At 68.4% G+C, this 17,234-nt stretch carries 18 protein-coding genes and 1 pseudogene; 4 read left to right on the top strand and 15 right to left on the bottom strand.

The window, feature by feature from the left end; all coding sequences use genetic code 11:
• The 4 genes from ACE3TL_RS12905 to ACE3TL_RS12890 all read right to left on the bottom strand — a co-directional run.
• Positions 1–279: F0F1 ATP synthase subunit delta (locus ACE3TL_RS12905; protein WP_374579090.1), on the bottom strand; the 279-nt coding region annotated here is incomplete at its 3' end.
• A gap of 186 nt (positions 280–465) precedes the next feature.
• Complete coding sequence (locus ACE3TL_RS12900; RefSeq protein ID WP_374579089.1) at positions 466–765, bottom strand: hotdog domain-containing protein; 300 nt, start codon at positions 763–765, stop codon at positions 466–468.
• Between the two features lie 188 nt (positions 766–953).
• Positions 954–1,295 carry a hypothetical protein gene (locus ACE3TL_RS12895; protein WP_374579088.1) on the bottom strand — a complete coding sequence of 114 codons (342 nt, stop codon included), beginning with the start codon at positions 1,293–1,295 and terminating at the stop codon, positions 954–956.
• Positions 1,296–1,609: 314 nt separating this feature from the next.
• Positions 1,610–2,608, bottom strand: a complete 999-nt coding sequence (locus tag ACE3TL_RS12890; protein ID WP_374579087.1) for a MerR family transcriptional regulator — start codon at positions 2,606–2,608, stop codon at positions 1,610–1,612.
• A 183-nt stretch (positions 2,609–2,791) separates the two neighbouring features.
• On the opposite strand from ACE3TL_RS12890, the gene ACE3TL_RS12885 reads away from it, so the two are divergent.
• Complete coding sequence (locus ACE3TL_RS12885) at positions 2,792–4,762, top strand: transglycosylase domain-containing protein (protein ID WP_374579086.1); 1,971 nt, start codon at positions 2,792–2,794, stop codon at positions 4,760–4,762.
• Positions 4,763–4,779: 17 nt separating this feature from the next.
• Here ACE3TL_RS12885 and ACE3TL_RS12880 read toward each other — a convergent pair whose 3' ends face one another.
• From ACE3TL_RS12880 to ACE3TL_RS12865, 4 genes are all read right to left on the bottom strand, one after another.
• The gene (locus tag ACE3TL_RS12880; RefSeq protein ID WP_374579085.1) at positions 4,780–6,615 is read right to left on the bottom strand and encodes a transglycosylase domain-containing protein; all 1,836 of its coding nucleotides are present in this window, start codon (positions 6,613–6,615) and stop codon (positions 4,780–4,782) included.
• A 101-nt stretch (positions 6,616–6,716) separates the two neighbouring features.
• A complete protein-coding gene (locus tag ACE3TL_RS12875) occupies positions 6,717–7,454 on the bottom strand; it encodes a M48 family metallopeptidase (RefSeq protein ID WP_374579084.1) in 738 nt (245 codons plus the stop codon).
• A gap of 9 nt (positions 7,455–7,463) precedes the next feature.
• Positions 7,464–8,735: a polyhydroxyalkanoate depolymerase gene (locus ACE3TL_RS12870; protein WP_374579091.1), complete on the bottom strand. Its 1,272-nt coding sequence runs from the start codon at positions 8,733–8,735 to the stop codon at positions 7,464–7,466.
• A gap of 158 nt (positions 8,736–8,893) precedes the next feature.
• On the bottom strand, positions 8,894–9,490 hold the full coding sequence (locus ACE3TL_RS12865; protein WP_374579083.1) for an SCO family protein: 597 nt from the start codon (positions 9,488–9,490) through the stop codon (positions 8,894–8,896).
• A gap of 54 nt (positions 9,491–9,544) precedes the next feature.
• On the opposite strand from ACE3TL_RS12865, the gene ACE3TL_RS12860 reads away from it, so the two are divergent.
• Both ACE3TL_RS12860 and ACE3TL_RS12855 read left to right on the top strand, forming a co-directional pair.
• Positions 9,545–10,966 (top strand): ActS/PrrB/RegB family redox-sensitive histidine kinase, encoded by a 1,422-nt coding sequence (locus ACE3TL_RS12860; RefSeq protein WP_374579082.1) that lies wholly within the window; start codon positions 9,545–9,547, stop codon positions 10,964–10,966.
• An 81-nt stretch (positions 10,967–11,047) separates the two neighbouring features.
• Positions 11,048–11,605, top strand: a complete 558-nt coding sequence (locus ACE3TL_RS12855; protein WP_374579081.1) for an ActR/PrrA/RegA family redox response regulator transcription factor — start codon at positions 11,048–11,050, stop codon at positions 11,603–11,605.
• Between the two features lie 50 nt (positions 11,606–11,655).
• On the opposite strand, the gene mmcB is transcribed toward ACE3TL_RS12855, so the two are convergent.
• From mmcB to ACE3TL_RS12820, 7 genes are all read right to left on the bottom strand, one after another.
• Positions 11,656–12,111: a DNA repair putative endonuclease MmcB gene (gene mmcB, locus ACE3TL_RS12850; RefSeq protein WP_374579080.1), complete on the bottom strand. Its 456-nt coding sequence runs from the start codon at positions 12,109–12,111 to the stop codon at positions 11,656–11,658.
• Between the two features lie 50 nt (positions 12,112–12,161).
• The gene (locus ACE3TL_RS12845) at positions 12,162–12,686 is read right to left on the bottom strand and encodes a lipocalin family protein (RefSeq protein ID WP_374579079.1); all 525 of its coding nucleotides are present in this window, start codon (positions 12,684–12,686) and stop codon (positions 12,162–12,164) included.
• Positions 12,687–12,808: 122 nt separating this feature from the next.
• A complete protein-coding gene (locus tag ACE3TL_RS12840) occupies positions 12,809–13,939 on the bottom strand; it encodes a ferritin-like domain-containing protein (protein WP_374579078.1) in 1,131 nt (376 codons plus the stop codon).
• A gap of 102 nt (positions 13,940–14,041) precedes the next feature.
• The gene (locus tag ACE3TL_RS12835; RefSeq protein WP_374579077.1) at positions 14,042–14,365 is read right to left on the bottom strand and encodes a YnfA family protein; all 324 of its coding nucleotides are present in this window, start codon (positions 14,363–14,365) and stop codon (positions 14,042–14,044) included.
• Between the two features lie 163 nt (positions 14,366–14,528).
• Positions 14,529–15,659 carry a ferritin-like domain-containing protein gene (locus tag ACE3TL_RS12830; RefSeq protein WP_374532238.1) on the bottom strand — a complete coding sequence of 377 codons (1,131 nt, stop codon included), beginning with the start codon at positions 15,657–15,659 and terminating at the stop codon, positions 14,529–14,531.
• Positions 15,660–15,788: 129 nt separating this feature from the next.
• Positions 15,789–16,196, bottom strand: coding sequence for a metallopeptidase family protein (locus tag ACE3TL_RS12825; RefSeq protein WP_374579076.1), 408 nt, complete (start codon positions 16,194–16,196; stop codon positions 15,789–15,791).
• Positions 16,189–16,779, bottom strand: coding sequence for a hypothetical protein (locus tag ACE3TL_RS12820; protein ID WP_374579075.1), 591 nt, complete (start codon positions 16,777–16,779; stop codon positions 16,189–16,191). The genes ACE3TL_RS12825 and ACE3TL_RS12820 overlap by 8 nt, the downstream gene beginning before the upstream one ends.
• 83 nt (positions 16,780–16,862) lie before the next feature.
• Here ACE3TL_RS12820 and ACE3TL_RS12815 point away from each other — a divergent pair.
• Positions 16,863–17,234, top strand: a pseudogene (locus ACE3TL_RS12815) (two-component sensor histidine kinase); the annotation flags it as partial.

The raw sequence follows: 17,234 nt of genomic DNA, 5'->3' as shown, positions 1-17,234 counted from the left end.
CGAGGCGCGGCCGTTGGCGGCCAGCAAGCCCAGGAACTTCCGGGTGGTGGGATTGAACTTCGCCTTGTCGCCAAGAGCGGCCAAGGCCTTGCCCTTGTCGTCGGCGCTGAACGCCGGCGAAGCCAGCAAGGTCCGCAGATCCTTGCTGTCGGCGCTCATCTGTTTCAGCGCCTTGAGGTCGGCCTCGACGGCCGACAGTTTCTTCTCATCGTTCGCGAGATCGAACAGGGCTTGGGCATATCTGCCGCCCACATTCGAAGCCTTGGAATCGTCCGCCACTTATTTTGTCCGCCCGATGCGCGCAAAAAGCCGCGGCGAAGAAAACTCCACAGCGACCCTAAAGGCTTGAAAGCGCTTGGAAAAGCACAATGGCCGTCGAGACTGGTTTAGCCCCTGGCCCGAAGCCGCGCGCCTGATAGCACGCGTTTTTCGGCGTCGCAACCGAACCAGCCGCGGTGCCTTGTATTATCCCGTCTTGGTGATGTCCGTGATCTTGCGGAACACCGCCGCCCCCGTGGCTATCACATCGCCCTTTTCGGTGAGCAACCGGCCATAGACGAAGGCCAGGGTGCGGGTGGCCCGGTCGACCCCGGCCTCCAGGCTCACGGCCTCGCCAGCCCTTGCGGACGTTGCGTAATCGAGGGTCAGGGAGACCGGCTCCACGTCCCCGCCCACGGCCTCGGCGAGGACCGGTTCGAGCAGGCGGGCGGCCGCGGCGGGACCGTCGGGCCAGAAGGTTTGTCGGCGGATGATGTCTTGGTTCATGGCGGCGCCTCTTTAAGGGCGCGGAGGGCCGCAAGCCAAGCTTTCAGGTCCTATAAGCGGGCGAAGCGCCGCAAGAATCAGAAAAAAGGGCGCCGGGAGGACCCGGCGCCCTTGAAGTCTCAGGCTCGACGAAGCTTGCGGCTGGGAGGCGCGCTCGGAGTTGCGTGAACCTGGATGAGGATCAGGGCCTAGCGATTGGCGACCTGCTGGGCCGGCAGGGCCGCGGCGTTGCACTGTTCGAGCTTGGCCCCTTCGAGTTGCTTGCGCACGCCGCCGAACGAGACGACCGCGCCGACCTTCTTGGCGACGTCCTTGCAGGTCGAGGCGCCGTAGGTCTGAGACGACGGGGCCGCCGCCAGGCAGGTGTCGCCTTCGCAGAGGAAGACCGCGCCGCCGGCGATGAACTTGGTCTTTTCGGCGACCGGGGTCTGCAGCTTGGCGGTGATCGGATCGTCAGCCATGGCCGCTCCGGCGGCGAAGGAGACGGACATGACGGCGGCGCAGGCGGCCGCGAGGGTACGGAGCTTCATCGAAAGCCCTCCAGCGTTCGGGGAGAAAAGGCGCATCCTTGCGAGACACGGCTCGGCGCAATCCGGTAGCCCGCAACCGGTATCCCCACCGGCTGCGCGAGTTGAACTAAGCATCGCTAAGATAACGGTGTTAAGATCGCCGGCAACCAGTTTTTTCGCAACGCGGGTATGCGAAAATGTGGGGATGCGGATGAGGGGGAGCATCCCCATCTAGGCTGATCGCCGCCGAATTCGCCTCCTTTCCGAATCCGAGCCTCGCGCCGGCGCCGGCTGCGATCAAACGATGACTTGGCCGCATGGTCCGTGAGCCGCCCTCACGGAGCCGGCGGACGCATGGCGATCAGCCCGTGGGTCCGCGCGCGCACCTCCGGCGGAGCGAGACAGGTGGCGACCGCTTCATAGCCAGGCGCGCCGGGGATGGCCGCCACGCGCATGGGCAAGCTGTGATTGGCCGGACAGAGCAGGATCGCCTCACCGGGCCCCACGGCCCCCAGGTCGAGGATCGCGCAGGACCTTGTCATCAGGAACAGCGGCCGCTCAGCCGAGGCGGTCTTGCGCAGATAGGCGACCAGGGCGGTTTGCGTCGCCTCGTCCAACCCGTCCTCGACCATGTCGACCACGAGCGCCGCGCGCGACGGGTCCTCCAGCGCCGCGAGCAGGACGAAGAGCGCTGGCGAGGAATGAGCCCCCTCCTCCTCGAGCCACGCCATCGCCGCCTGGACGGCGGCGGTCGGCGGCGGCGAAGCGCCGCGGTCGAGCGGCAGGAAGCGCCCGCCGGGCAGGGCCTCTGCGAGTTGCATGGCCAGACGCGTCTTGCCGCTGCCCAGCGGCCCGACGATGTAGGTGATCGCACGCAGGTCGCGCAGTTCGAACCGCTCCCCGCCCCACGGCCAGGGCAGGTCGAAGGCGGCGACGGGATCGGCGATGGTTCCGGCCAGGCGCACGAGATCGCCGATCGCCGGGGTGCGGCCGGCCGCGAGTTCGGCACGCAGGTCACGGACCTGCCGGGCCAGATGGGCCAGGCGTCGCCCCTCGCCCTCCAACCGCGCCTGGTGGGCGGCCAGCGCCGGCTCCAGCCCCTGCGAATCGCCGCCCAGGACGCGGGCGACCTGGGCGAGGCTGAGGCCGAGGGCGCGCAGGGCGGCGATTTCCCCGGCCCGCGCCATCTCGTCCGGGCCATAGGCGCGCCAGCCGGCGGCGGTGCGCAGAGGCGCGACCAGCCCGCGCTGTTCATAGAGCCGCAGGGCCTTGGCGGAGACGCCAAGCCGGCGCGCGGCCTCGGACGGACTTAGATAGGGGGCGGAAGCGTTCACGACTCACCTCGCTGTGGCTGACCGCCATACCGATGGGAGCGGCCCCAGGGGCCAGGTCAAGGCCGCGCGGAACCATTCACGGCCGAGCTTGTTCACCTCCCGTCAATCATGTCGCGCATTTGGTTCGGCTGGGATATGTCTCCGCCCCGGGGCGGATGACGGCGAGCGCTTTTAGGACGACACATGGCCAAACAAGGACCGGGCCCCGGCCGGCCGGCCCGGCGCACTCCCCTACAGGCGCTGCTCTACTGGACAGCCGTGCTCGGCGTGTGGGCCGCGATCTTCGTGGTGGCCTTCCTGGCGGTGTTCGCGACCGACCTGCCGGACACCTCGACGCTCTATGACGTCGATCGTCAGCCCTCGATCTCCTATCTCGACCAGTCCGGCGCACTGGTCGCCGTACGCGGCAGCCAGTATGCGCCGCCGGTCGACCTGGACAAGCTGCCGCCCTACGTGCCCAAGGCGTTCATCGCCATCGAGGACCGCTGGTTCTATTTCCACCCCGGCTTCAACCCGTGGGGCATCCTGCGCTCGCAGATCTACAACGTCACGCGCCGGGGCGAGGGCGGCCCCTTGCGCGGCGGCTCGACCATCACCCAACAACTGGCGCGCAACCTCTTCCTGACACCGGCGCAGAACTATCGGCGCAAGGCGCAGGAACTGGTGCTGGCCTTGTGGCTGGAGGCCAAGTTCTCCAAGAAGGAGATCCTCGCCCTCTATCTGAACCGCGTCTATTTCGGCGGCGGGGCCTATGGCATCGAGGCGGCGTCCCAGCGCTATTTCAACAAGCCCGCCAGCCAGTTGACCCTGGGCGAGAGCGCGTTGCTGGCCGGCATGATGAAGGGCCCCAACCGCTATTCGCCGGTCTCGCAGACCGACCGGGCCGAGCGGCGGGCGACCATCGTGCTGGACGAGATGGTGCGGACCGGCGCCATCACCCCGGCCGAGCGCGACGCGGCCTTCAAGACCCCGGTGCGGGTCAACCCGACCCTGGCCAACCAGCGGGCGCAGTATTTCACCGACTGGGTCGACGACCAGGTGCGCAGCCTGGTGGGCGAGCCGACCGAGGACCTGGTGGTCGAGACCACCCTGGACCTGCCGATCCAGACCGCCGCAGAACAGGCGATCCGCCGCGGAGTCGCGGCCGGCAAGGGCCAGGGCGTGCAGCAGGCCGCCCTGGTCGCCATCGACGGCGAGGGCCGCATCCGCGCCTATGTCGGCGGGGTCGACTACAATGTCAGCCAGTTCGACCGCGCGACCATGGCCAAGCGCCAGGCCGGTTCGGCGTTCAAGCCCTTCGTCTATCTGGCGGCGATGGACGCCGGCCGCACGCCGGCCGACATGGTGGTCGACGAGCCGATCAAGATCGGGAACTGGTCGCCGCGCAACTATACCGGCGACTTTCGCGGGCCAATGACGCTGGAGACGGCTCTGGCCCAGTCGATCAACACCGTCGCCGCGCGCCTGGCCAACGAGGTCGGCACCGGCAATGTCGCCTCCGCCGCCCGACGGCTGGGGATCAATTCGCACATCCAGCTAGATCCCTCGATGGCGCTCGGCGCGGTGGAGGTGAGCCCGATGGAGATGGCCCAGGCCTATGCGCCGTTCGCCAATGGCGGCTTCCTCGCCAAGGGCTACGGCATCTCGCGCATTCGCACCGCCAGCGGAAAGATCCTCTACGACCACAGCGTCGAGAAGGCTGCGCGCACCCAGGTGATCGGCACGCCCTCGCTGCAGTACATGAACCAGATGATGCGCCAGGTGGTGGCCGCCGGCACCGGAACGCGCGCGCGGGTTCCCGGCTACGACCTGGCCGGCAAGACCGGCACCACCAGCGATTATCGCGACGCCTGGTTCGTCGGCTACACCGGCGGCTTCGTGACCGCCGTCTGGGTCGGCAAGGACGACAACAAGCCGATGAAGCGCGTGACCGGCGGCGGCGCGCCGGCTGGCATGTGGCGCGACTTCATGAGCCAGGCGCTGCCGCGGCTGAAGGTCCAGGCCATTCCGGGGGGGACCTATACGCCCCCGCCCCAGGCCGATCCGATCGGCGACCTGGTCGACGGCATCGTCGATGCGATCGGCGGCGGGACGCCCGCCCCGCCCGCCCAGGCGCCGCCCCAGAAGGCGCCGGCGGACGACATTCCCTACTGAGGCCCTACTGAGGCCGTTCAGATCGGCGGCTCGTCCACGATCTCGGCGGGCGGCAGGTTTTCAGGCGCGGCTTCCAGCAAGGTGTCGATGGTCTCGGCCGGCTCCGGCGGCGGCAGGACCAGCGGCGGCGGACCGGCCGGGATCGGCTGGGCAGGCGCCCGCTTCAGGGCGCTGGCCATGAAACCGCGCCAGAGTTCGGCCGGGGCCGCGCCGCCGGTCACGCGCTTCATCGGCGCGCCATTGTCGTTGCCCATCCAGACGACGGCGGTGAAGCCGCCGGTGTAGCCCGCGAACCAAGCGTCCTTGTAGTCGCTGGTGGTGCCGGTCTTGCCGGCCAGGTCGTAGCCGGCGATCGCCGCCCGGGTTCCCGTGCCCGAGGCGACCACGCCGCGCAGCATCCGGTTGAGGTCGCTGAGGGCCGGATTGGCGATCACCGCCTGGGCGGGCGAAGCCTTGCGCTGATACAGCACCTGGCCGCCGACCGTGCGGATGCGCTCGATGCCGTAGGCCTGGGCGCGCTCCCCGCCATTGCCAAAGGCCGCGTAGGCCTGGGCCATCTCCAGCGGCGAGACCAGGCTGGTGCCCAGCGCCATGGCCGGATCGGTGTTGACCGGGGAGACGATCCCCAGCCGCCTGGCCGTGGCCGCGACATTGGCCCGGCCCACCTCGTCGGCCAGGCGAACGGCGACGGTGTTGGTCGACTGGGCGACCGCCTGTTCCAGGGTGAGGGTTCCGGCATAGCCGCCGTTGTAGTTCTGCGGCGACCAGGCGCCGATGACGACCGGCTCGTCCACCACCGTCATGTCGGGCGTGCGCCCGGCCTCCAGGGCGGCGAGGTAGACGAACGGCTTCCAGGCCGAGCCCGCCTGACGCCTGGCGGTGACCGCGCGATTGTAGGGCGCGCTGGCGTAGTCGACCCCGCCGACCATGGCGCGCACCCGGCCCTGGCCGTCCAGCGCGACGAGCGCGGCCTGGGTGACGTTCTGAGCCTGGTGACGCGCGACCACCGCCCTGGCGGTGCTGACGGCCGCCGATTCCATGGCCGAATCCAGGGTGGTCTCGACGATGACGTCCTGCTTGGGCGCGCCGACCAGGCTGCGGCGCTGGGCGTCGATCCAGTCGAGGAAGTAGCCGGCGGCCGAGCTGGAGGCGACGCCCGCGAGCTTCAGCGGCTGGGCCATGGCCTGCTTGCGCTGGGCCTGGGTGATGACGCCGGTCTCGACCATGGCGGCCAGCACCAGGTCGGCGCGTTTGGCGGCGTTCTGCGGCTGCTCGACGGGATTGTAGTTGGTCGGCGATTTCGGGACCCCGGCCAGGGTGGCGGCCTCGCGGAGCGTCAGCCTGGCCGCCGGCTTGCCGAAATAGCGGCGCGAGGCCTGCTCGATCCCATAGGCGCCGCCGCCGAAATAGACGCGGCTGAGATAGAGGCCGAGGATCTGCTTCTTGGAATAGGTGCGTTCGAGCTGGACGGCGTAGAGCACCTCCTTGGCCTTGCGCTCCATGGTCTGGTCAGCGCTGAGGAAGAGGTTGCGGGCGAGCTGCTGGGTTATGGTCGAAGCGCCCTGGGCCGCGCGGCCCTGCTCGGCGTTGACGACGATGGCGCGAGCGATGCCGATGGGATCGAAGCCGGTGTGGTCGTAGAAGCGGCGATCCTCGATGGCCACGAAAGCGCCCGGCACGTAGGCGGGCAGCTTGGCGATATCGACCGGCGGGCCGTAGCGCCCGCCACGCACACCCAGGAGGGCGCCGCTGCGATCGACATAGACCACCTGGGCTTCGCGCTTGATCGGCGGCAGAGGCGGCAGTTCGGGCGCGGTCAGCGAGAGCGAGGCGGCGACGGCGAGGGAGATCAAGGCTCAAGGCTCCGGGACCGGCCGCGAGCGCGACCGCTTGCGCCTAATGTCCTCGCTTTGCGGCGGAACCAAGATAATTCGCGGTAATGGTCGGCGCGGCCCTATCGCCCGAAGGCGTGGAGGCGGGCGCCTTCGGCGCGGAGCCAGGCGCGGTGGGGGCGTTCGTCGCCGACAAGGGCCTTCACGTGGGCCCAGAAGCGCGGGCCATGGTTCAGCTCCAGCAGGTGGGCGCATTCGTGGGCGGCGACATAGTCGGCCACCTCGAACGGGGCGAGCGCCAGGCGCCAGGAATAGCGGATCGCCGCCGGCTTGCCCGGCAGGCCCGGACGGCACGAACCCCAGCGAGCGCGGGCGTCCATGATGGTGACGCTGGGCAGCCTCGCCCCCAGGCGGTCGCAATGGAAAGCGGTCCGCTCGGTGAAGACGCGCAGGGCTTCGCGGCGGAGGACGCGGATCACCGCGCTCGCAAAAACCGCCCCCTCGCCGCGGGCGGTGATGCGGGCCGGCTGGTCCCCCGTCGCCGGATGCAGGCGGGCCGGCTTGTCGCTGGCCTCGAGGCGGCAAGGCTGGCCGAAGAGAGTGATGACCATGCCCGGCGCGACGGCTTCGGCGTCCGGCAGTTCGGCCAGGCGCTCGGTGATCCAGGCGGCGCGGTCGCGGGCGAAGGCGGCCGCCTCGGGCAGGCGGCGCAGGGACGGCGCGGTGGCGATGATCTCGCGCCGGGTGCGGTCGAGCCGCAAGGACACGCGCCGCGCACGGCTATGGACCTTCAGGCGGACGACGGCGCCGGCGACCTCAAGCCGGTCGCCGTCCGCAAGCGAACGGCCGAAGATGCTCATGACGCAAATCTAGGCTGCGTCGCGGGCCTTTTCGAGAGCGCCTTCCATGCGGCGAATGAACGCCCGCACCCGCGGATAGATCTCCTCGCGGAAGCGGCGGCCGTTGAACACGCCGTAGTGGCCGACATGCGGCTGGACGTAGTCTTCCTTGAAGTCGTCCGACAGGCCGGTGCAGAGGGTGTGCGCCGCCTGGGTCTGGCCGATGCCGGAGATGTCGTCGTTCTCGCCCTCGACGGTCAGCAGACCGATGTCGCGGATCGAGCCCGGCTGCACCGGGCGGCCGCGATGGTTCAGCTCGCCCTTGGGCAACAGGTATTGCTGGAACACGTAGTCGACCGTCTGGAGATAGAACTCCTCGGTCAGATCGAGGACCGACAGGTACTCGTCATAGAATTCCAGGTGTTTTTCGGCGGCGTCGCCGTCGCCCTTCATCAGGTCTTCGAGATAGCGCAGGTGGGCGTCCTGGTGCTTCTCGATGTTCATCGACATGAAGGAATAGAGCTGGACGAAGCCCGGATAGACGCGCCGCCCCATGCCCGGATAGGGCGCAGGCACGGTGTCGATCATGTTCGACTTGAACCAGGCGAAGGGCTTTTCCTCGGCCAGCTTGTTGGTGACGGTCGGCGACATCCGCGCGTCGATAGGCGAGCCCATGATCGTCATGGTGCCGGGGCGGCACTCCTCGTCGTCCTCGGCCATCAGCGAAGCGGCGGCGAGCACGGCGGGCCCCGGCTGGCAGACGGCGACCACGTGCGGGCGCGGGCCAAGCTGGCGCAGCATGTCGCGGATGTGGTCGACATAGTCGTGGAAGTCGAAGCGGCCTTCCATCACCGGCACGTCGCGAGCGTTCGACCAGTCGGTGATGAACACCTCATGGTCCTGCAGGAAGGCCTCGACCGTGCCGCGCAACAGGGTGGCGTAGTGACCCGACAGCGGCGCGACGATCAGCACCGCCGGCTCCAGCTCGCGCCGGCCGGCGCGGCGCAGGTCGGCCATGTCGCGGTTGAAATGGACCAGCTTCACCCAGGGCGTCGACCAGACCTCGGTCGGGCGCACGCGCACCGCATGTCCGTCGATCTCGACGGACTCGATGTTCCAGGCCGGCCGGCCGTAGCGACGGGTGAGGTTGGCGAACAGGTCCGAGCTGGCGAACAGCCGCCGCCCGACCTCGGTGTCCTTCGCCGGATTGAGGGACGAGGACCAGAAATCCCGCGTCAGCCGCGCGGTCCAGCGCAGCGGGGTGGAGGCATAGTATCCAGCCTCGTAGAGCGTGTAGAGCATGGCCACGTCCTCTTGCTGCGACGCAGCATAGCACGCGGTATGTTAAGAGAGTCCAGAGAGAACCTTCACCGCCCTGCGGCAAGGTGAAGCTGGCCCAGGATTCTCCGAATCCGGAGCATGTTCTTCGCCGAACCGGGATCGACCCTGGTTGAAAATACTTAGCGCATGGCCTCCGAAATCTGGTGCGCGATCTCTTCGGGACTGATGCCGAACGGAAGAACGCGATCGTACCGGCCCTTCGGGTTCATCAGATAGGCGGCGGTGGAATGGTCCACCAGATAGCCGTCGCCCTCGCCGTTCTTCTTGTAATAGACGCGATAGGCCTTGGCGGCGGCGGCGACCTGTTCGGGCGAGCCGGTCAGGCCGATGGTCCCCTTCGGGAACACGTCATTGGAAAGATAGGTCTTGAGCTGGGCGGGCGTGTCGCGCTCGGGATCGACAGTGATGAACACGACCTGCAGCTTGTCGCCCTTGGGCCCGAGCCGGCGCTTGGCCTCGCCCAGCGCCTGCATGGTGGTGGGGCAGACGTCGGGGCAGTAGGTGAAGCCGAAGAAGACCGCGCTCCACTTGCCGTTCAGGATCTTCTCGTCGACGGGCCGGCCGTCCTGGTCGACCAGTTGGAACGGGCCGCCGACCATGGCTACGCCACGCCCCTTGTCCGCAGGCGCGAAGACGCCCGCCTTCCAGGCCACGGCGCCCATGAAGACCAGGCCGATGACGCAGGCGGCGATGAGGATCAGGTTTCGGCGGGACATGGCGTCGTCCTTTTGGGGCTCGTCAGGCGCGGCTTTCGGCGCAATGCTCGCGGCATGAAGGCGTCCGTCCGGAACCCTCCGCCGCCGCAGCCGGCGCGAGGCTTCGATAGGCAAACCCCCGACCTAGCGCAAGGCGTCGGCGCGCTCAGCGCCGGCTGGGGGGTGGAGGATTCCAAACTCGCCGACGCGCGGGGCGACCGGCTGCGTCAGCGCACCCTGGTCAATCTCCGCTGGATGCTGCTCACCGGCGAGGTGCTGGTGTTCCTGACCGCCCTGGTCGCGGGATTGCGGGCGCCCTACCTCCTCTGCTTCGCGGTGATCGCGATCGGGGCGGGGGCCAACCTGTTCACGGGCTTCGCCTCGCTCGGCCAGCGGCTGATCGGCGGCCGGGAGGCGACCGCCCAGCTTTCCTTCGACCTTTGCCGGATGGCGGCCCTGCTGTTCCTGACCGGCGGCGTCATCAATCCGTTCGTCCTGATGCTCCTGGCGCCGGTGACGCTGGGCGCGGCCACGCTCGCCTCGCGCTGGGTGGCGATCCTGTCGATACTGGCGGCGGTTCTGACGGGCCTGCTGGTCTTCTTCCACATGCCCCTGCCCGCCTGGCCCGGTCAGGTGATCGAGCCGCCGCTGGCGCTGCACCTGGCCTATGCGGGGGCCATCGTGACCGGCGTGGTCATCATCGCCGGGGCGGTGCGCCAGGCGGCCGAGGAATCGGCGCGGATGGCGCTGGCGCTGGACCTGACCCAGGCGGTGCTGGCGCGCGAGCAGCGCCTGTCGGCCCTGGGCGCCCTGGCCGCGGCGGCCGCGCACGAGCTGGGCACGCCGCTGGCGACGATCTCCATCGTCTCGAAGGAACTGGCGCGCGAGGCGCCGACGCCGAGCGTGAAGGACGACGCCGACCTGCTGATCGCCCAGGCCGAGCGCTGCCGCGAAATCCTGCGGCGGCTGACCGACGCCCCGGCCGCGGCCTCCGACGAGGTGCACGAACGGATGAGCCTGCTGCAGTTCGTCAACGAGGTGATCGAGCCGCATACCGAGGTGAAGGGCGTGCGGGTCGAGGCCATCGTCTCCGGCGCGCCGGGCGCAAGCGCGCCCGATATCTGGCGGATGCCCGAGGTGCTGCACGCCATGACCTCTCTGGTGGAGAACGCCGTCGACTTCGCCGGGTCCGAGGTGCTGGTCACCGTCCGCTTCGACGCCGAGCAGGTGTCGGTGGAGGTGCGCGACGACGGGCCGGGCTTCGCCCCTGAGGTCCTGGGCAAGCTGGGCGAGCCCTATGTGACCAGCCGGCCGGGCGTGGCCGGCGGCCGCACCGGCCATGTCGGCATGGGCCTGGGCTTCTTCATCGCCAAGACCCTGCTGGAACGGACCGGGGCGATCGTGACTTTTCAGAATGGCAAGCCCCGCGGCGCCGTGGTCGGCGCGCGCTGGCCGCGGGCCCGTATCGAGGTCAGGGGCTCGACGCCAAATGCCTGAAGTCCCTTGCGGATCGTGGACAAGCAGCGACATGATGCCGCGGGGCGCGTACGACCAGAACGCCCCTATCGGAGGTTGCGCATGACCGATCTCTCCGCCGATATCGCCGCCTTGCCGGACAGGACCCTGCTGGTTCTCGACGACGACGCGCCCCTGCGCACCCGCCTGGGCCGAGCCCTGGAGCAGCGCGGCTTCGAAACGACGCTGGTCGGCAGCGTCGCCGAAGCGCTGGCCTCTGTGAAGACCCACCCGCCCGCCTATGCGGTGCTCGACATGCGGCTGGAGGACGGCAGCGGCCTGAAGGTGGTGGAGGCGGTGCGCGAGGCCAGGCCCGACGCCAAGGTCGTCATGCTGACCGGCTACGGCAACATCGCCACCGCGGTGGCGGCGGTGAAGTCGGGCGCCATCGACTATCTCTCCAAGCCGGCCGACGCCGACGACGTAGCCCGCGCCCTGCTGGCCCGCAAGGACGAAACGCCCGCCCCGCCGGAAAACCCGATGAGCGCCGACCGCGTGCGCTGGGAACATATCCAGCGGGTCTACGAACTCTGCGGCCACAATGTCTCCGAGACGGCCCGGCGGCTGAACATGCACCGCCGCACCCTGCAACGCATCCTGGCCAAGCGCGCGCCGCGATAGGACTCGTTCGGCGGCGTCATCAAGTCAGTTTGGCTGGATGACGCCTTGGATCAGATGGTGAGTTCGCTCGCCGCGACCCCGGCCGCCCGCATCGCCGCCAGACGGGCGAAGGCGATGGTCAGGGCTTTTCGCCGGGCGGGCGCCAGGGCGGTGGACGGGGCTTCGCGCAGCACCGCGCCGCCGAAACCGTCGCAGACGATCAGGCCGGGCTCCAGGGGCAGGATATCCTGGGGGAATTCCGGCGCCACGGCGAAGGCGAAGCGGTCGCAATAGGGCAGGTACTCGTGCCATTTGCGGTCGACGCGATAGTCCTCCAGCCCCGACTTCACCTCGACGATGGCGATTTCGCCGCGCGGCGACAGCGCCATCAGGTCGGCGCGGCGGCCGTTGGGCAGGGTCACCTCCGCCAGCGGCGCATAACCCAGGTCGACCAGCAGGCGCGCGGCCCCGCGGGTGACGCTGGCGGTGATCTCCGGCCGGGTGATGGTGACGACGGTGACGTCCATGCCGCCACCATGTTCCGCTTTCGTTCGAGGCGCAAGCGCCGGGCCGGCGGTCAGTTCTTGGCCGGCAGCGGGAATTCGAGACGGCCGACATCGTAGCCGAGTTGCCGGAGCCGCGCGAGCGCCTGGGTCTTGACCCCGGCCGGCAGGGTCGGCCGCTGGGACATCAGCCAGACAGCGCGGCCGCCAGGCGTGCCCAGGATCAGCCAGCCCTGGTCGGGCCGGTGTTCCAGCACCCAGTATTCCTGCTTCACCAGGCCGTTGAAGAAGGTCATCTGCAGCTTGGCGTTGGTCGAGGGGTCGAGGACCTTGGCCTTGGCCTTCCATTCGGTCACCGGCGCGGTCAGCGAGCCCTTGTGACAGGCCTGGACCACCGAAAAGCCGTCGGAAACCCGTTGCCAGGTGGAGGTGCCGCCCTGGCAGCCGTTCTGGACCTTGTTGGGCAGGCGGGCCACCTCGTACCAGCGGCCCATCATCTTGGTCAGCTCGATCTTCTCGGTCGGGGCCGGCGGCGCGGCGAATGCGGGCCCGGCCAACAGGACGGCGGCGGCGAGGATCGTGGAGGCGAGTGCGCGCATGGGTGACGGACTATGGAAGTTCGATGGAATTGAAAACGCCCACAGAGTCTCTCTGCGGGCGCTCCCGTAATTTCAATGCAAATTTTGTCCGTTCGGCGGCAGCTTGGCCTTACGGGACCCGGCTATTCGGCCGCCAGGGTCACATTGGCGGCGACACGGTCCTTGAAGTTGATCTTCTGGAGGTACTTGATCCCCTCCTCGGCGATGTCGTCGCCGACCATGCGGTCGCCCTCGCTTTTCAGCTCCTCCATGTCGACATACATGCCGTAGAAGGCCCGCGTGCGGTCGGTGATGATGCCGGCGTTCAGCAGGGTCTTGATGAGCACGCGGAAGATGTTGGTGCTCTCCTTCATGTCCTCGCGGCGCACCTCGTCGGTGGCGATAACCTGGATTTCCTCCAGCACCTTGGCGGGGTCGAGGCCGAACTCCTCGTAGAGCGCGGTCTGTTCGCTGGGCGAGACCAGGTTGAACAGCAGGATCTGGAAGCAGTGGGCCGCCCAGTCCTCGACGATGTTGTGCTCGGCCTCGGTGAGCTTGGGAATGGTGCGGTCGGCCCAGATCTTCCCGAACTTGTGGTGGAAGGCCTCGTCGGTCATCACGAGCTGCATGAGCTGGCGGCCGAGCGGGTCGTTGAGCTTCTGGTAGAAGGTCGCGAAGGCGCCCATGGCCAGGCCTTCGACCAACATCTGCATGCCGATGATCTTCTTGTAGACCTCGGGCGAGCCGATGATGTCGACCAGCAGGTCCTGCAGCACCTTGCTGCACTCGATGGGGCGGCCCCAGCGCGCCTTGATGTACTTGGCGAAGGCGGTGACGTGGCGGGCTTCCTCGCGCGTCTGGTTGGCGGCGTATTCCTGGGCGCCCTGGTCGAGCAGCACGTGGCAGAGGCTGGCCGACAGGTTCAGCGCGCCCTGCTCGCCGTGCAGGATCGAGGAGAACGAATAGAGCAGCGACTTGTTGGCGAACTGCGCGCGCAGTTCGGGCGTGTTCAGCTTCTCCTTCACATAGTCGGTGTGCAGGGCGACCACGAGGTCCTCGCTGATCAGCGGCTGCCTCTGCATGTCCCAGGGTGCGGAGAAGTCGATGTACTTGGGATCGAGCGGGTCCCAGAAGTGGTCGTGGGTGGCCGAGATGATCTTGTCGAAGGCGCTGGAGCGGTTGTTGTAGCGGTCGAGGTCCAGCATGGCCTCGAAATCGTCCGGCGCGACGGCGTCGTAGATCAGGTCCTTGGTGATGTTGCCGTCGGCGCCCATGGCTCTGCTCCCTTATGTCGTTGGAGCGGACTGCACACCCTCCGTTCCCCAGCGTCAAAGGAAAATGACGCAGCCGTCAAATTTGTAATGATCAGCGTTAACCTAAGCGGCGCGCGGCCCCAGCAGGACGATCGCGGCCCCGGCAAGGCAGACCGCCGCGCCGATCAGGTCCCAGCGGTCGGGCCGCGCGCCCTCCACCACCCACAGCCAGGCGAGGGACGCGGCGACATAGACACCGCCATAGGCCGCATAGGCGCGCCCGGCCGCGTCGCTGTCCACCAGGGTCAGCAGCCAGGCGAACAGACAGAGGCTGGCGATCCCCGGCGCGATCCACCAGACCGGCTTGTCCTGGCGCAGCCACATCCAGAACGAAAAACACCCGGCGATCTCGGCCAGAGCGGCGGCGACATAGACGATGGCGGTCATGGGGGCACCAAGCCGCAGCAATGCGTCAGAGGCAAGAGTTGCTCCCCTTCTGTGGGAGCCGTCAGCCGAATGGCTGACCGAGGGGACCACCGGCCCGGCAGGCCCCCTCCGTCTCGACGCTTTGCGCCGATCCACCTCCCCAGCGGGGGAGGGATTAGAGGTTCTATTCCGCGGCGATCGAGATGGTCGTCGCCAGGCGGTCCTTGAAGTTGATCTCCTGGAGGTACTTGATCCCCTCCTCGGCAATGTCGTCACCGACCATGCGGTCGCCCTCGCCCTTCAGTTCGTCGAGATCGACGTACATGGCGTAGAAGGCCTTGGTGCGGTCGGTGATGATGCCGGCGTTGAGCAGGGTCTTCACCAGCACCCGGAAGATGTTGGTCTGCTCCTTCATGTTCTCGCGGCGGGTCTCGTCGGTGACCATTTCGGCCATTTCGGCGATCACGCGGTCGGGATCGAGGCCGAATTCCTCATAGAGGTCGCGCTGCTGGCTGGGCGAGACCAGGTTGAACAGCAGGGTCTGGAAGCAGTGCGCGGCCCAGGTCTCGATGATCTCGTGCTCGGCTTCGGTCAGGTGCGGGATGGTGCGGTCGGCCCAGATCTTCCCGAACTTGTGGTGGAAGGCCTCGTCGGTCATCACGAGCTGGAGAAGCTTCTTCCCCATCGGGTCGTTGATGTTGTTGAAGAAGGTGGCGAAGGCGCCCATGGCCAGGCCCTCGACCAGCATCTGCATGCCGATGATCTTCTTGTAGACCTCCGGGCTGCCGATGATCTCGACCAGCAGGGTCTTCAGGGTCGGGCCGCACTCGACCGGACGGCCCCAGCGGGCCTTGATGTACTTGGCGAAGGCGGTGACGTGGCGCGCCTCTTCGCGGGTCTGGTTGGCGGCGTATTCCTGCGCGCCCTGGTCCTTCAGCACGTGGCAGAGGCTGGCCGACAGGTTCAGCGCGCCCTGCTCGCCGTGAAGGATCGAGGAGAACGAGCGCAGCGCCGACTGGTTGGCGAACCGCACGCGGGTCTTCCAGTCCGACAGGTGGTTCGAGACATAGTCGGTCGACAGCGAGATGATCATGTCCTCGGGGAGGAGCATCTCGTTTTCCATGTCGAAGGGCTCGTCGAAGTCGATGTACTTCTTGTCGAGCGGATCCCAGAAGTGGTCGTGGGTGGCCGAGATGATCTTGTCGAAGGCGGTGGAGCGGGCGTTGTAGCGGTCCAGCTCCAGCATGGACTCGAAGTCGTCCGGCGCGACGGCGTCGTAGATGATGTCCTTGGTGATGTTGCCGTCGGCGGCCATGGGCTCTTCCTCCTGCCATGCAGGCGCGCGAAGGCGCCCGCAGTTTCCTCGTTGGGGGAAAGCCTCTCAAGAGAACAGCGGTCCGTCAAGGAAAATGACGCCAGCGTCACTTTCGTGAACGCGCGCTAACTACTCCGCCGCGTCCTCGATGGCGTGGATGTCGTCGTCGGAGAGGCCGAAGTGATGGCCGATCTCGTGCACGAGTACGTGGCCGACCAGGTCGGCCAGGCTGACGTCGCCGCGGGCGGCCCATTCATCGAGGATGGCGCGGCGATAGAGGAAGATGCGGCTAGGCCCCGGCGACGGGTCCAGCACCGAGCGATGGCCGATGTGCACGCCGCTGTAGAGGCCGGTCAGTTCGAACGGGTCCTCGATGCCCAGTTCGTCCAGCACCTCGTCGCTGGCGAAATCGTCGACGCGGAAGACCACGTCGCCGGTCAGGCGGCGAAAATCCTCGGGCAGGGCGGCGAACGCGGCCTCGGCGAGGATGGCGAGATCGTCGAGGGACGGGGCGGTCCCGGCGTAGGGCTTACTCATCAGGCACGATTATATGGGGAGCTTCCGGCAGCCTCGCCTCGAAAAGCCCGATGTCCAGCGGCTGCTGCGGCTTGACCGGCCGCAGCGGCTGGCGCGTTAGGGCGCGCACCGACTCCGCGTCCATCCCCTCCCCGCCCTTGCGCCGGGTCTGGCGCGCCTGGCTGTCGCCGGCATGGGCCAGAGGCGCGCCGCCGATCCGCCAATAGGAGATCATCGCCCGCCAGACCGTAGCCGGCGGATGGGCCGGCGGCGCGGGCCAGCGACGGCCGTCCTCGAAACTCGGCGCGACGGGGGTGGGCGCGCGCCGGCGGCCGCCGCGCGGCGCGACCTGCTCCACCAGGGTGATGAAGCGATCCTCGGCCGGCACGGCGAAGGATCGTCCAGGCCGGTCGTCCTCGACGCGGCCGGCCAGGGCGTCCAGCGCCGCCTCGCGGCTGGCGTAGGACGGGCCGACCGGTTCGGTCACGAAGCCGACCGCCTCCCCGGCGGTCCGTTCGGCCTCGCGTTCGCGCGCCGCGCGGCCCATGGGCGCGCCGAGCGCCTGGCCCGCATCGGCGGCCACCGGATAAAGGATGGCGGTCATAGCCTTCCGATCATCGCCCAATTGCACGGACCAAACTATGGTCCCATGAGATGATTCGCCGTCTCGGGGGCGACGGAGCGCCGATGAGCGAGCAAGACCTGATCCTCGGAGCCGCCGCCGGCGCGGTGCTGCTGGCGCTGTGCGCGATGTTCTGGCTGGTCGACCAGCGGCGGCGCAACGAGGCCCAGGCCGAAGCCCTGCGCCGGCGCATTTCCGAACTGGAGGCCGGGGCCGAAGCCGCCCAGGCCTCGGTCGAGGCCTTCGATTCCGTCCTGCTGGCCGTCGAGGACGGTCATGCCAGCCTGACTTCCGGCCAGGAGAGCCTGACGGCCTGCGCCGCGGCCCTCGGCCTGGCGCCCACGGCCGATCCGCAGGCGGTGGTCTCGGCCCTGATGCGGGCCGACCCGGACCATGCGCGGCGGCTGCGCGCCCTTTTCGAACGCGGCGAGGCCTGC

Source organism: Phenylobacterium sp. (assembly GCF_041920015.1).
In the GTDB taxonomy this organism is placed as follows: Bacteria; Pseudomonadota; Alphaproteobacteria; order Caulobacterales; family Caulobacteraceae; genus Phenylobacterium.
This window is presented reverse-complemented; position numbering and strand designations above follow the sequence as displayed.

What these genes read in the sequence shown, in the direction of transcription:
- ACE3TL_RS12900 (WP_374579089.1), bottom strand. Translation starts at nt 765, where the DNA reads ATGAACCAAGACATCATCCGCCGACAAACCTTCTGGCCCGACGGTCCC.
- ACE3TL_RS12895 (WP_374579088.1), bottom strand. Translation starts at nt 1,295, where the DNA reads ATGAAGCTCCGTACCCTCGCGGCCGCCTGCGCCGCCGTCATGTCCGTC.
- ACE3TL_RS12885 (WP_374579086.1), top strand. Translation starts at nt 2,792, where the DNA reads ATGGCCAAACAAGGACCGGGCCCCGGCCGGCCGGCCCGGCGCACTCCC.
- ACE3TL_RS12875 (WP_374579084.1), bottom strand. Translation starts at nt 7,454, where the DNA reads ATGAGCATCTTCGGCCGTTCGCTTGCGGACGGCGACCGGCTTGAGGTC.
- ACE3TL_RS12870 (WP_374579091.1), bottom strand. Translation starts at nt 8,735, where the DNA reads ATGCTCTACACGCTCTACGAGGCTGGATACTATGCCTCCACCCCGCTG.
- ACE3TL_RS12865 (WP_374579083.1), bottom strand. Translation starts at nt 9,490, where the DNA reads ATGTCCCGCCGAAACCTGATCCTCATCGCCGCCTGCGTCATCGGCCTG.
- ACE3TL_RS12860 (WP_374579082.1), top strand. Translation starts at nt 9,545, where the DNA reads ATGAAGGCGTCCGTCCGGAACCCTCCGCCGCCGCAGCCGGCGCGAGGC.
- ACE3TL_RS12855 (WP_374579081.1), top strand. Translation starts at nt 11,048, where the DNA reads ATGACCGATCTCTCCGCCGATATCGCCGCCTTGCCGGACAGGACCCTG.
- mmcB (WP_374579080.1), bottom strand. Translation starts at nt 12,111, where the DNA reads ATGGACGTCACCGTCGTCACCATCACCCGGCCGGAGATCACCGCCAGC.
- ACE3TL_RS12845 (WP_374579079.1), bottom strand. Translation starts at nt 12,686, where the DNA reads ATGCGCGCACTCGCCTCCACGATCCTCGCCGCCGCCGTCCTGTTGGCC.
- ACE3TL_RS12840 (WP_374579078.1), bottom strand. Translation starts at nt 13,939, where the DNA reads ATGGGCGCCGACGGCAACATCACCAAGGACCTGATCTACGACGCCGTC.
- ACE3TL_RS12835 (WP_374579077.1), bottom strand. Translation starts at nt 14,365, where the DNA reads ATGACCGCCATCGTCTATGTCGCCGCCGCTCTGGCCGAGATCGCCGGG.
- ACE3TL_RS12830 (WP_374532238.1), bottom strand. Translation starts at nt 15,659, where the DNA reads ATGGCCGCCGACGGCAACATCACCAAGGACATCATCTACGACGCCGTC.
- ACE3TL_RS12825 (WP_374579076.1), bottom strand. Translation starts at nt 16,196, where the DNA reads ATGAGTAAGCCCTACGCCGGGACCGCCCCGTCCCTCGACGATCTCGCC.
- ACE3TL_RS12820 (WP_374579075.1), bottom strand. Translation starts at nt 16,779, where the DNA reads ATGACCGCCATCCTTTATCCGGTGGCCGCCGATGCGGGCCAGGCGCTC.